The sequence below is a fragment of the Megasphaera sp. DISK 18 genome (assembly GCF_001682955.1).
Lineage (GTDB): Bacteria > Bacillota > Negativicutes > Veillonellales > Megasphaeraceae > Megasphaera > Megasphaera massiliensis.
Map to the genome: position 1 here is coordinate 24,712 of NZ_LUGJ01000034.1, position 13,309 is coordinate 38,020.

Here is a 13,309-nt window from a genome sequence, read left to right on the forward strand (position 1 = left end):
AAAAAGCTCTCGCAACTGCGAGAGCTTTTCTTATTTCTGTTTCAAATACCAGCTCAAAGGCTTGGCCTTCGTCGTCGTATGGCCCTTATCTGCGCCGGCCAACGAAAAGATCAGGGAATCACGATACATCTTCGCTACCGCTTCCAGCGTATCCAGGCGGTAGAAAGCTTCTTTAAGATCGGTTCCCAAGGTAACGGCACCGTGCCGTTCCATGAGGAATACGGAGGCTGTTTCAGCGGCAGCACCGCATCCTTCAGCCAGTTCCAACGATCCGGGAGGCGCATAGGGCACAGTCGGCACTTCGCCTAAGACCATGGCCCCTTCGGTCACGATGTCGGCTGCAAAAGGAATACCGGCTACGGTCAGGGCCGTCGCCGTAACGGGATGAGCATGGATGATGGCATGAACATCTTGCCGCTTCCGATAGATGTTGAGATGGAGGGCCGTTTCCGAGGACGGTTTCCCCATTCCCTCGAAAACGATGCCGTCTAGATTGACGACCAGGAGGTCCTTCGGATGGAGCTCGCCCTTTGGAAGGCCCGACGGGGTAATGACGATAAGGCCGTCGTCACGGCGATAACTGATATTGCCGTCACAGGCAGCTACCAATCCGCCCTTCTTCATGGCCTTTCCGATGGCACAGAGTGTTTTCTTATTATCCAACATTCGTCCTCCTTAGCGCATAGACGGCATATTGCGGCCGTTGTATATTTCCAACATTTCCTGCCGGACTTGGCGGCGGATTTGCTGCTGTTCCCGTTCACTCAAATCGTCTTTGGTAATATTGAACAGGTAGTTATTTAAATCGAAGTCGTGGAGGACCATCTTGGTATGAAAAATATTCTCCTGATAGACGTTGACATCAATCATATCATAGCGATGCCGCGTCGCCGGCGCAATATAATTTTGAATGGAATTGATGCGGTGATCGATAAACAGCTTCTTGCCGTTCATATCCCGCGTAAAGCCGCGAACGCGGTAGTCGAGAGTAACGATGTCGGAATCGAAGCTGTCCAGGAGGTAATTGAGCGCATTGAGCGGCGAAATGCGGCCGCACGTCGACACGTCGATATCGGCCCGAAAGGTCATGATACCCTTTTGAGGATGGCTTTCGGGATAGGTATGGACCGTCAGGTGGCTCTTGTCGAGATGGCATACGACGTCGGCATCGTGAACCTCATCCTCGGAAATGAGGATGGTAACGCTCGCCCCTTGGGGATCGTAGTCCTGGCTGGCGACGTTTAAGATATGAGCGCCGATGATATCCGACACGTTGCGCAGGATATTGGTCAATCGTTCGGCATTATACTGCTCGTCAATATATTCGATATATTGGCGCCGAGATTCGTCACTGACGGCATAGCAGATGTCATAAATATTAAAGCTCAGAGTCTTCGTCAGGTTATTGAACCCGTAGAGCTTGAGTTTTTTCGTTTTCATGAATGGTAATCCATTTCCTTCCCCAATGGGCTTATTTTCGGTCAATCTCGTGAAAGGCAATATCCGTAATGACCCCGTCGTCAATGGTCACGACGGCATAGGTCCCTTTTCGCCCGTCGCGGGGCAGGCCGATGCTGCCGGGATTGACGATCCACAGGTCAGCCTCACGCTTGATGAAGCGGCGGTGGGTATGGCCGAAGACGACGAGGTCGGCATGCTGTTCGTTTCCTAATTCGACGAGCTTTTGCAGCCGCCGTTCCCCGTACCATTGGCTGCCATGAATGGCGACAATACGAATGCCGCCGACGGTAACGCAGCGGCATTCCGGATCGTTGGTATGGTTCAGATAGTCATTATTGCCCAAGACGGCATAGACTGGCACGCCCGTATATATGGCCAAATCCTCGCCGTCGTCGCAGTAGTCACCACCGTGAATCCAGGCAGCCACATCGGGAGCACTGTCAGCCATGCGAGACAGGCATTCAAAACGGCCGTGGCTGTCACTGACCAAGCCTACCCGGACGGTACTCATGACAGGGCCTCGACGAGTTTCTTTAAAGCCTTGCCCCGATGGCTGATTTCATTTTTTTCATCCATCGACAGTTCGGCCATGGTCTTCCCCTTTTCCGGAACGTAGAATAAGGGATCATAGCCAAAGCCGTTATGGCCGGCATAGACGTCCTGCAGGACTCCGTCACAGCTGCCTTCAGCCTGTACAGTGCGGCCGTCGGGCCAGATCAGGACCAGAGAGCAAATGTAGTGAACCGTCCGTTCTTCCGGCGGAAAAGCTGCCAGTTCCGCTATGAGCTTTTGATTGTTGGCTTCATCGTCGCAGTCGGGACCGGCATAGCGGGCCGAGTAGACGCCGGGACGGCCGCCAAGGGCATCGGCTGCAATCCCCGAATCATCGGCCAGGCACGGAAGGCCCGTAGCCTTCATATAATACGAGGCTTTCAGCAGGGCATTTTCGGCAAAGGTCGTTCCCATTTCTTCCGGCTCGGTAACCGTCGGCAGGACATCGTGCACCGAAACGGCTTCATAGCCCAAAGGCTCTAAAATACTTTTGAATTCCCGTATCTTCCCGGCATTATGTGTTGCCAGTACAATTTTTTCTGCCACGGCACATCCCCCTTGTCCGGCTGTTATTTTTTAAGCATTTTTGCGTAATTCTTGATGACGACAATCGGCGTCTTTTGGGACGCATTGCCAAAGGGATTGTCGATGAGGATCCGGGCGATTTCTTTCGGATTGATACCCTTGCTGTGACCGAGGACGGCCGAGCGCTTGAGGTCGTTGACGTCGGCAACGACGGCGCCGTAGCAGCCCATGCGCTGTTTGATTTTTTCAGCAACCTTATCCGGTTCAGCCGGCCCGTAGACGATGCATTTATCAAAGGGCGGCATGGTGCCCGTAACGTCATCGGTTAAGGACGCCTGACGGCATTTGGCATACCAGACGCCGTTCTTGCCGGCCAGTTTTGCAAAAAAGCCGACGATGAACCAGAACATCATCTTCCATTCCCCTTCAAGGTTCATGGCTGCCTGCATGCCGTAGAGACTGGCCATACTGCCTTCACCGGGAACGAAGCGCCGCATGAGGCGGGCCTGCCAGGACGGCGTCAGTTCTTCCGGCCGCGTATAGCGGTGCTGAGTAATGGCGACGACACTTTCGGCCGTGCAGACCAAGTCATCGGGACCGACGACGTGTTTTGCATATTCTTCGATAACATCGACGATATCATCTTTATCCGTAAGGATTCTTGTTTTTACAGGGACTAATTCTACCGGTACTTCGATTTCTGCCATTGTATGAGACCTCCTAATTCAATTCCAATGCGTGCTGTACTTCCGTTGCCTTCAAGGTAATGCGGGCCTTATGGATGTACCATTCGCTGCGGGATACGACTTGATAGACGAGATCAATCGGCATATCAGGGAAGGTCTTCAAGTCTTCGCGGATGTTGCCTTCTTTACTGGTCAGGGTAATGGTGACGCGGATCATGCCCCGATCGCGGGGGTTAAAAATAACAGATTCCCAGTAGTTGTCATCGCGTTCGGCTGCCTTATTGGCAAGTTCGGACTGGACCGTAACCTTGTCGTACTGTTCACGCGGAAGGAGGGTCCGAGGATAAAAATCCATGATGGTTCCCAGCTGCCGGCCAGCATTGTGGATAGGCACTTCTGTTTCGAAGACGGCCCGGTTCTGGGTAATTTCCTTCATTTCAAAAGGTTTCCGATGCCGGGCATCGATAACAAAGCGTGCGTCCCCCTGCCGCCAGGCAAAGAAGCGGAACAACAGGTACAGGACAGCAGCAATGCCGATGACGGCAATGATAACATTGAATAAGACATAGAAAAACACGGCGCAAGACTCCTTTATGTAAAATATAGATACGATTAAATGAGGGTGATTTCTTCAGCGGTAAATTCATTGGCCGGGATGAGGTGTTCTGCCAAATGGGCACCTCGCTCCTTTTCGGCCGTAAAGCAAAGGCGTAAATAGCCGTTTTCTTGGTTCTGGTTAAGCAACCCGTCTTTCTTTAAGACATCCAGTGTTTCCAGGGCCATTTCATGGGCCGGATCGACGAAGGCAATGGAATCGCCGCAAAACTCTTCAAAGAGAGGCTGGATGAAGGGGAAATGCGTGCAGCCGAAAATGGCTGTATCGGCACCGGAATGAAGGACCGGCTCCGTATACTGCTTTAAGGGGCCGCGGATTTCCGGCCCGTCGAGGACGCCTCGTTCGATGAGATTCGCCAGGGCCGGGCAGGACTGTTCAACGATTTCAATATTGCCGTCCATATCGGCGGCGACCTTGCGATGACTGTGGTTGGCAATGGTTAACGGCGTAGCGAAGACGGCAATCTTTTGGGTCGCACTGATTTGCTTAGCCGTCTTGAGGCCCCGACTCATGCCGATCAAGGGATAGTCGACTTCCTTTACGACGGTATCATAGGCAACGGCCGTAACGGTGTTGCAGGCGATGGCGACGACCTTGACTTTTTGCTCGGTCATGAAACGCAGAATATCCCGGGTATAATCGATGACTTCGGCCGACGTCCGCGTCCCGTAAGGGTTCCGCTTGGTATCGCCGACGTAGATGATGTCTTCATGAGGCAGGAGCATCCGCAGTTTTGCGACGACAGTCAGTCCGCCGACACCGGAATCAAACACACCGATCGGCCGTGAATTACCTTCCATGAACGGCTCCTTCGACGTCTGTATCTGCCTGTTCGGCAGCATACATGGCCTGTAGTTTCTTGTAATCTTCATCAGAGAGGCGGGCTACTTTCCCACTTTCTTTGTGGACAAATACGTTCTGCGTCGTTCCTGTCGCCAACAGGCGGCGGTCATCATGACGGACGATACGGTAGGAAAAGACCATCTGTGCCCGGCTGAGCTTTACCAGGCGGGTCTCGATATCGATGATATCGGCATAGTTTATGGGGCTGATATATTCGCAGGACACACTCTTAATGGGATAGGTAATCCCTTGATCGAGGAGGTCGAATAAGTCGAGACCGGCAGCGGCGAAATATTCACAGCGGCCGCATTCAAACCAACGGATGTGGTTGGAATGGTGGGCAATGCCCATCATGTCCGTTTCATAGAACCGCACTTTTTCAACAACAGTAATCATAAATTCTTAACTCCTAACTTTATACACGCTCATATTATTTTACGATGATGACCTATGTTTGTCAAAGGAAAAGTCTGAAATACGAACGATAAAGGGACTGTCCTCATGCAACAGTCCCTTTATCAATCATGCTCCGGTCACTCACGTACTTTTCAGGAACGGGAACATGCGGCGTACCTTTTCCCGGTGTTCCGGTTTGACATAAGTCCCGGCTAAGTGCAGGGCTGCAGCGACGACAGCGGCATCGTCCAGCCAGCCAAATCCGGCAAAGACGTCCGGCACCAGATCAAAGGGCAAGATAACGTAGCCAATAGCCCCCATGAGAGCCAATTTAATAAACTTCGGCGTGTCTTTATCTTGCATACAATAAAAAATCGTCAGGATTTTCGGTAAAAATTTAATTTTTCTTCCTGCTGTGCGAATAAATAGGATGAATCGGCCCGGTGTATAAAATTGGGCGAAAAAGCTCAGTATTTTCCACATCGGCTTTCACCTTACTTCAGGTCTTCCAAAGACTTTTTAGCCTCTTCTACAGCTTCTTTGACCTTTTTTTCGACATCGTCGGCATCCATGTCAGATACATCCTTGGCGGCGTCCTTAGCGTCCTTAGCGTCTTTCGCAACGTCCTTAGCAGCATCTTTAACATCTTCCGCGGCATCCTTAGCATCTCTGGCAACGTCCTTGGCCTTGTCCATGGCGTCGGAGTCAACGACCTTATCGACGGTATCATCGAAGGCATCTTTGGCATCGCCGGCGGCATCTTTCAAATCTTCCGCTTTTTCATCGACGATTTCATCGACTAAGTCGTCCTTATGAACGACAGAGTTATACAGTTCTTCCCCTTTTTCTTTGACGTCCTGAATGCAGTCTTTGGCCGCACCGCCCCATTTTTTCATGAAATCAATCGTTTCATCGCCGAGGGGAACGTTCTTCAGCGGGTTTTCTTTGAGCTTATCGGCTTGTTCACGAGCTTTGTCCTTCCATTCGCCCATCATTTCGATATACGGACCCATGTCGGTAGGCATGCCGTCTTTGAGCCAGCGCTGGGTGACCCGGCCCAGGCTGTAGGTGATACCGACAGCAACGGGGACCTGGATGATACTGAAAGGAATGAGCGTCGTCAACAGCGTACCGGCCACGCGGCTGCCGACAGCCCCTAAGAAGGCGATCAGGGCCCGTTCACTCAATTTAACGTCATAGACTTTGGCAATACGGCTGACCAGGTACACTTCATTGGCCATGAGTGCTGCTGTTCCGATAAGCGGCGCAATGACGATGGCACCGGCACGGGCAGCAGCCCAGCGGCACAGCATTTCGACTTGGACGTCTTTGTCTTCCGTCGTCTGTTCCATGGCTTTGACAACACTGTTGGCAGCATCTTCAATCGGCTGAGAATGGCTCTGTTTGAAATCAGCCAGTTCCTGTTTCAAAGCGGCAATCTCTTCCTGCAACTGTTCTACGGTTTTTGCATTTTCTTCATTTGCCATACTTAACACCCCATTCTTTGACGAAATAAACACTATATTTTATATTTTCCCATGTTTCTACCAGCTTGTCAAACCCCCGTCTACGGGAAGTGCCGCAGCCGTAATAAAGGAGGAATCTTCACTGAGTAAAAAGGCAATGGCCTTAGCCACTTCATCGGCCCGGGCCAATCGGTATAACGGGTATTGTTCCTTCATGGTCTCCCGCTCCATATCGGGATGATCCCGGAGCTGTTTTTCGAGCATCGGCGTTTCGACGTCACCGGGACAGACGCAGTTGACCCGTATCTGGTGCGGTGCCGCTTCCAGGGCCAGGGACTTGGTAAAAGCGACAACAGCGCCCTTGGTCGCCCCATAGACGGAGCAGGCTATGTTCCCCTGAAGTCCGGCATCGCTGCTGACGGTTACGATACTGCCCGGCCGGCGGCGCAGATGCGGCAGGGCGTATTTGCAAAGGGAAATGGTCCCGTAGACATTGACGGCAAAGAGCTGCTGCACGTCGTCAGGCGTCACATTTTCAAGAAGGCCTTGTTCGTAGATGCCGGCTGACGTCACCAAGCCGTCCAGACCACCAAAGCGGCGGACCGTCTCGATCACCATATTCCGGCAGTCTTCATCCCGGCTGACATCACCTTCTATATAATGGATGGCCCCCTTTCCCTCCAACTCCTGCAAGGCAGCCTGTCCCCTTTCCCGATTTCTGCCGCTGACAGCGACCTGCCACCCCCGGTCCAAAAGGACGGCAGCCGTCGCAAGACCTATACCCGACGTGCCGCCGCTGATAAGTGCCGTATTCATGATAACCTCCTCATAGAACGCCAAGATAAGAAAGGCCCAGCTTTCCGATAAGCGCTGCCGTCACGACGAGCATGACGACCCGAACAAAACCGGTTCCCCGGCGGATGGCCAATCGTGAACCGAAAAAGGCGCCCGTAAAGATGCACAGGGCCATGACGATGCCGTAGACATAGAGGATCGTCCCGGACCAGACCAAGATGACGAAGGCCGTCACGTTGCTCATGAGATTGAGCATCTTGGCATTGCCGGCAGCCGTAACGAAATCAAAGCCCAGGGCTGCAAAGGCGACGATGAGAAAGGTCCCCGTGCCGGGGCCGGAAAAGCCGTCATAAAATCCGATAGCCCCGGCAAAGAGAGCCGTAAAGAGCAAATTTCTCCCCGTCTCACCGGCATAGGTATTGACCGAGCCCAGGTTACGCCGCGTAAAGACGACGACGGCAGCCGCCATGAGCGACAGGATAATCAACGGCTGAAGCCATTCGGCACTCATGTGCAGCATGACCAGACAACCCAAAACGGCCCCTGCAAAGGTGCAGGGCAACGCCCGTTTCATCAAGTGCCGGTCGACCTTGCCGGCCTTAAAGAATTGCCAAGCACTCATGACGGCCCCAAAGGTGGCTGAAAACTTATTGGTCCCCAGAGCCAGGTGCGGCGGAAGACCCGCAGCCATCAGGACGGGGAGCGAAACGAGTCCCCCGCCGCCGGCAATAGAATCGACAAAACCGGCTAAGAAACCGCCGGCCATGATAAAAATCAATACGCCCAAAGATAAGGTCGTATGAAAAAGTTGAACTTCCACAAACAAGACTCCTTTTAGAAAAAAACTCCTCTTGTTTCGCAAAGCGAAACCGAGGAGGCCCTTTTCTTTATGGTTCGTATATCAAAGATGACGGCACGGCCGCATCTGTCGCCGGCTGCAAGAGGCGGACGATTTCCTTGCCGATGATCCGTGCGCCGTCACGATGACAGTCGAGGCTGGCTTTCGACATCGCTTCCAATTTTTCCGGATGGGTAAATAAGTCCGATACGATGGAAACCAGTTCTTCTTGTTTCTTCACCCAAGCTGCACAGCCCTTGGCCTGCATATACTTGGCATTGGCCTCTTCCTGCCCCGGAATCGGGCTGTATAGGACCATGGGCACTTGGATGGCAGCGCCTTCCGTACAAGTAAGTGCTCCGGGCTTGGTTAAGAGCAGGGACGCTCGGCACATGAGTTTTGAAATCTGGTTCGTATAACCGAGGATTTCCACATCATGATCGAGTTCGCCGCGCATCTTCGACAGTTCATCGTAAAGATCGGCATTATAACCGGTTACAACGGTAAAGCTGTCGACGACGGATAACCGGTCCAGCAGTGCCAGGGATTGTCGGATAGACCCCATTCCCAGACCGCCGCCCATGATAAGGATATTCTTATTATTCTGATGTTCCTCATCCCAGTGCCAGCGTTCTTGGTCAAAAGCCTTCCGCACGGGAATGCCCGACACGACAATTTTATCAGCAGCGACGCCCTGTTCGACGAGCAGGTCTTTAATCTGTGTAGCTGCGACGCAGTAGACGTCGATTTGCGGGTACACCCACAGTTGATGGATAGCAAAATCAGTAATGACGCCGACTAAAGGAATATTCAGGCGATGCTGTCGTTTTAACAATGCTGCCGCCCCAGCCGGAAAAGGGTGGGTAAAGACCAGGACATCCGGCTTTCGATCTGCTAAGACCTTGAGCAGCCGCCGTTTAAGGCCCCACGCAAAGAGGGTCTTGACGGCCAGGCCTTTTTTATATCCTTGCGACGAGTAATACATCAAATCGTATAACAGCGGAAAGACATCGAGAATCTTAATGTACGTCTCTTTGACGATGTTGTCGATGGACAAGATATCATTGGACAGAAAATCTACGTGTTCGACATCACATTCTTCAGGAATGGTCTTGACATATTCTTCTATAGCCCGTGCTGCCTGTGTATGGCCTGTACCGATCGAGGCCGACAGGATCAGGACTTTTTTCTTTGCCATATAGGATCCCTTCTTTTATAAACAGCCTTCGTTGCACCTTCCACTATATAGTACGATAACTTGTATGAAAAGAAAAGGGCCGTTTTTCATGCGGCCCTTCGGGATCGTACTTATTTGTTATTAACCAAATCTTTAAGCTGTTTGCCTGCTTTGAAAGCGGGAGTCTTGGAAGCTTCGATCTGGATAGGTTCATTGTTGCGAGGGTTGCGGCCTTCGCGGGCTTTACGCTGGCGGACTTCAAACGTACCAAAGCCGATGATCTGGACTTTATCACCCTGGGTGAGGCTGTCGCTAATGGCTTCGAATACGGCTTTTACGGCCTTTTCAGCGTCTTTTTTCGTCAAATCGGATTTCTGTGCTACTGCAGCGATTAATTCTGTTTTGTTCATGTTACTAGGTCCTCCTTTGGATCGTCACATCTTCCTAACACTAACAGTCTAGAGTTTTTCCTGCCGTTCTATCCGCTTGGCTTCCTGCCAGAATGAGTCCAACTCATCCAGTGAAAATGCCTCCCATGGCCGGCCCGACCGGTTGACCCGATCCTCGACATGAGCAAAACGGCGACGGAATTTACTGTTAGCCCGATGTAACGCACATTCCGGCTCTATATGATAGCGTCGGCATAAATCAGCAAATACGAACAAGACATCCCCAGCTTCTTCTTCCGCATGGACAGGATCGCCTTCATCAAGGGCCTGACGGAATTCAGTCCACTCTTCTTGGAACTTTTCCCAGACACCTTCGACATCGGGCCAGTCGAATCCGACTTTGGCCGCTTTCTCCTGAAGCTTGTCGGCAGTCAGAAGTGACGGCAGGCCGGGAACGACTCCGTCCAGCAGATGAGCGTGCTGCTGGCGTTGTTCTCCTTGCTTTAATCTATCCCAGTTTAACATACTCGTCCCTATATTTTCAAGGCTTTTTTGGCTAAAAACATAGGGATGACGCCGAATCATCTTATTTGTGATATCTTTTACGACATCCTGGGCCGAGAAAAACCCTTTTTCTTCGGCAATTCGGGCATGAATGGCCACCTGATAAAGGATATCCCCCAGTTCTTCGCGGATGCCGTCTATATCGTCACTGTCAATGGCATCGAGCATTTCATAGACTTCTTCGATGAGATATCGCCGCAGTGTCCGATGCGTCTGGGACCGGTCCCAAGGACAGCCGTCTTCGCGGCGAAGTCTGGCCGTAACTTCCGTAAGGGGCATCAAATCAAAAGGCAGTTGTTCCTTGGCCATTCCTTCTTCCTGCCGCTTCTGATCGATGAGGCGGCGCACGGCTTCAGCCATATCCGGTCCACCGGGAACAGTGTGAACGACGGCATGAAGGCGGCTCTCTTTCAACAAGAGGTCGACGATGGGTGCATACGTTTCAGCAAAGCTTTTCCCGTCCTGCCCGTAGGTATCGAGGGGACGGTCATCTTTCCCTAAAGCGATGATTTTAATTTCCATGAAAGGTTCCCTCATTTCTGTCAAAATGGCTTACGCCTGTCATTATACCACGGCCTGCCCCATTTGTCGCGGCCAGCGGCAAAGCCTGCTTTACCGCACGCAGGCTATGAAAAAAGCTGAAAAGGATACCCTTTCAGCTTTCGAATGATGATATGGGGATCAGCCGCTCAACTTAGTCAGCAAGAAGATAAGCTGCGTCTGTTCGGCTTCACTGAGGCGGCTCATGAGCATGGAAATGCGGAGATAATGATCTGGCAGCACATCGTCCATAAACTCCCGTCCTTGGGCCGTCAGGCGAACTTTCTTGCCCCTTTTATCGGTCTGATCGATGGCCACTTCCGTCAGTCCGTCGCGAACCATGCGCTTGACCATAGTCGTAATCGTCGCCCGAGTGACACCGGCCCGGTCGGCGAGCTGAGACGGCGCAATGCCGTCGGTCATCTGGTATAGAACGAACATGACCCGAAGCTTGCCCCGCGACAAATGGTATTGGCTGGCCAATACATCATTGATGGCAGCGCGGACATATTCTGCGGCCTGAGAAATGCGGAGCATGGCCAATACGGCCGACGGTTCAATTTCAGGAATCTTCTCTGCATATTTTTCCAATTCTTTCCGCGTAGGAAATACATCAAAACCCATAAGCGCACCCTCCTCTTCTAATTAGTGTACTAATTAAAAGTATAAAATAAAACGGAGAGGAATACAAGTTTTCTCCGTCTTATTTTACATCTGTTTTAATAAATTACATGTTTTTGCTTCGTAAATCAGCTAAAATTTCCTGAACACGGGCGACAGCGTTGTCGACAGGGACGACTTCTTCCTGACCGGTACGGCGAACTTTGATTTCTACCGTGCCGTCAGAGGCGCTCTTCTTGCCGACCGTAACCCGTACGGGATAGCCGATGAGGTCGGCGTCGTTGAATTTGACACCGGCCCGTTCGTTTCTGTCATCGAGGAGGACGTCGGTCTTCGTATCCTGAAGTCCTTTGTAGAGTTCTTCGGCGATGCGAACCTGATCCTGGTCTTTCGTGCTGACCGGGACGACGGCGACTTCAAAGGGAGCAATAGCCACCGGCCACATAATACCGTGTTCGTCGTGGAACTGTTCGATGGCCGCTGCAATCGTCCGAGTAACACCGATGCCGTAGCAGCCCATGACATAAGGCTTAGCTTTACCGTTCTGGTCGAGGAAGGTCGCATGGAGGGCTTCGGAATACTTGGTACCTAATTCAAAGACCTGGCCGACTTCAATGCCGCGGACGACGTGAATCGGAGCTCCGCATTGGGGGCAGGCGTCGCCTTCGACCATGGTGCGGATAGAAACGATGGAGACGTCCTTAAAGTCGCGGGACGGATTGACATTCTGATAATGATAGCCGGCCTTGTTGGCGCCGGTAACGCCGTTGGGAACGGCCATGGCCGACGGATCGACGAGGATAAAGAAAGTTTCATTATCCGGCTTATCGGCATCGATAGGACTCATATAGCCCGGCTGGAGACCGTGAGCCTTTAATTCGTCTTCCGTTGCCGGTTCGATGGCATTGCCGCCGACAAAATTCTGGACGGCTACGTCGTTGACCGAATGGTCGCCGCGAACCATGCAGAGAACCGTCTTTTCACCATCGATCGTGAAAGCAACCGCCTTGATCGTCTTTTCGAGAGGAATGGACAGGAACTGAGCTAAATCTTCAATGGTGGCGCAGTTCGGCGTTTCAATCAATTCGACATCTTTGGCCGTTTCAGCTGCCATTTCAAGGGTCGGTGCAGTTGCTTTTTCGATATCGGCTGCATAGTCACACTGGGAGCACGATACGATTTCTGCTTCCCCGGCCTGGGCCAAGGCCATGAATTCATGGCTGTGATTACCGCCGATCTGACCGCTGTCGGCTTCAACCTGTTTGAATTCCAGACCGCAGCGGGTAAAGACGCGGGTATAGGCGTCGTATTCGTCTTGATAACTCTTATGGAGCCCTTCTTCGTCGACGTCGAACGAATAACCGTCTTTCATGACGAATTCCCGGCTGCGCATGAGGCCGAAACGCGGGCGAATTTCATCGCGGTATTTATTCTGCATCTGCCAAAGGGTAACCGGCATCTGCTTGTACGAACGCAGTTCGTTGCGCACCAGTGTCGTGATCAATTCTTCGTGAGTCGGCCCGAGACAGAACTGGCTGCCGTGACGGTCTTCCAGTTTGAACATTTCCGGACCATAGGCATTCCACCGTCCCGATTCGTGCCAGATTTCAGCCGGCTGAACGATGGGCATCATGATTTCCTGGGCGCCGATATTATTCATTTCTTCGCGGATAATGGCTTCGATCTTGAGTTCGACGCGGCGGCCAAGAGGCAGGAATGAGTATAAACCACCGCCACTTTTACGAATGAGGCCGGCTTTCAGCATGTACTGATGGCTGACAATTTCGGCGTCGGCCGGAATTTCCCGAAGGGTCGGGCTGTACAGTTTGGATGCTAACAT

The 13,309-nt window shown here is 52.1% G+C and carries 17 protein-coding genes; all 17 read right to left on the bottom strand.

What is annotated here, in order from left to right:
- Positions 1-30: 30 nt before the first annotated feature.
- Complete coding sequence (locus tag A0U42_RS07700) at positions 31-666, bottom strand: class II aldolase/adducin family protein (protein WP_065360519.1); 636 nt, start codon at positions 664-666, stop codon at positions 31-33.
- Positions 667-675: 9 nt separating this feature from the next.
- Positions 676-1,440 carry an adenosylmethionine decarboxylase gene (gene speD / locus A0U42_RS07705; protein WP_044504073.1) on the bottom strand — a complete coding sequence of 255 codons (765 nt, stop codon included), beginning with the start codon at positions 1,438-1,440 and terminating at the stop codon, positions 676-678.
- 31 nt (positions 1,441-1,471) lie between these two features.
- The gene (locus A0U42_RS07710; RefSeq protein WP_044504074.1) at positions 1,472-1,972 is read right to left on the bottom strand and encodes a metallophosphoesterase; all 501 of its coding nucleotides are present in this window, start codon (positions 1,970-1,972) and stop codon (positions 1,472-1,474) included.
- Positions 1,969-2,559, bottom strand: a complete 591-nt coding sequence (locus A0U42_RS07715; RefSeq protein ID WP_065360520.1) for an XTP/dITP diphosphatase — start codon at positions 2,557-2,559, stop codon at positions 1,969-1,971. Before A0U42_RS07715 ends, A0U42_RS07710 begins: the two co-directional genes overlap by 4 nt.
- Before the next feature lie 23 nt (positions 2,560-2,582).
- A complete protein-coding gene (locus tag A0U42_RS07720; protein ID WP_044504076.1) occupies positions 2,583-3,245 on the bottom strand; it encodes a coenzyme F420-0:L-glutamate ligase in 663 nt (220 codons plus the stop codon).
- A gap of 13 nt (positions 3,246-3,258) precedes the next feature.
- Positions 3,259-3,801: a hypothetical protein gene (locus tag A0U42_RS07725; protein ID WP_044504077.1), complete on the bottom strand. Its 543-nt coding sequence runs from the start codon at positions 3,799-3,801 to the stop codon at positions 3,259-3,261.
- Positions 3,802-3,836: 35 nt separating this feature from the next.
- Complete coding sequence (murI, locus tag A0U42_RS07730; RefSeq protein ID WP_065360521.1) at positions 3,837-4,640, bottom strand: glutamate racemase; 804 nt, start codon at positions 4,638-4,640, stop codon at positions 3,837-3,839.
- Complete coding sequence (locus tag A0U42_RS07735) at positions 4,630-5,079, bottom strand: thioesterase family protein (protein WP_065360522.1); 450 nt, start codon at positions 5,077-5,079, stop codon at positions 4,630-4,632. Before A0U42_RS07735 ends, murI begins: the two co-directional genes overlap by 11 nt.
- 141 nt (positions 5,080-5,220) lie before the next feature.
- A complete protein-coding gene (locus tag A0U42_RS11820; protein WP_225069656.1) occupies positions 5,221-5,442 on the bottom strand; it encodes a YkvA family protein in 222 nt (73 codons plus the stop codon).
- 131 nt (positions 5,443-5,573) lie between these two features.
- Positions 5,574-6,566: a hypothetical protein gene (locus A0U42_RS07745; protein WP_065360523.1), complete on the bottom strand. Its 993-nt coding sequence runs from the start codon at positions 6,564-6,566 to the stop codon at positions 5,574-5,576.
- A 57-nt stretch (positions 6,567-6,623) separates the two neighbouring features.
- Positions 6,624-7,361 (bottom strand): SDR family NAD(P)-dependent oxidoreductase, encoded by a 738-nt coding sequence (locus A0U42_RS07750; RefSeq protein WP_065360524.1) that lies wholly within the window; start codon positions 7,359-7,361, stop codon positions 6,624-6,626.
- A 10-nt stretch (positions 7,362-7,371) separates the two neighbouring features.
- Positions 7,372-8,160, bottom strand: coding sequence for a TSUP family transporter (locus A0U42_RS07755; RefSeq protein ID WP_083122459.1), 789 nt, complete (start codon positions 8,158-8,160; stop codon positions 7,372-7,374).
- A gap of 67 nt (positions 8,161-8,227) precedes the next feature.
- Positions 8,228-9,376: a glycosyltransferase gene (locus A0U42_RS07760; RefSeq protein ID WP_044504083.1), complete on the bottom strand. Its 1,149-nt coding sequence runs from the start codon at positions 9,374-9,376 to the stop codon at positions 8,228-8,230.
- A gap of 110 nt (positions 9,377-9,486) precedes the next feature.
- Positions 9,487-9,765: an HU family DNA-binding protein gene (locus A0U42_RS07765; protein ID WP_044504084.1), complete on the bottom strand. Its 279-nt coding sequence runs from the start codon at positions 9,763-9,765 to the stop codon at positions 9,487-9,489.
- A gap of 48 nt (positions 9,766-9,813) precedes the next feature.
- Positions 9,814-10,830: a nucleoside triphosphate pyrophosphohydrolase gene (gene mazG, locus A0U42_RS07770; protein ID WP_044504085.1), complete on the bottom strand. Its 1,017-nt coding sequence runs from the start codon at positions 10,828-10,830 to the stop codon at positions 9,814-9,816.
- Positions 10,831-10,989: 159 nt separating this feature from the next.
- Positions 10,990-11,472, bottom strand: a complete 483-nt coding sequence (locus tag A0U42_RS07775) for a MarR family winged helix-turn-helix transcriptional regulator (protein ID WP_044504086.1) — start codon at positions 11,470-11,472, stop codon at positions 10,990-10,992.
- Positions 11,473-11,575: 103 nt separating this feature from the next.
- The gene (locus tag A0U42_RS07780) at positions 11,576-13,309 is read right to left on the bottom strand and encodes a proline--tRNA ligase (protein WP_065360525.1); all 1,734 of its coding nucleotides are present in this window, start codon (positions 13,307-13,309) and stop codon (positions 11,576-11,578) included.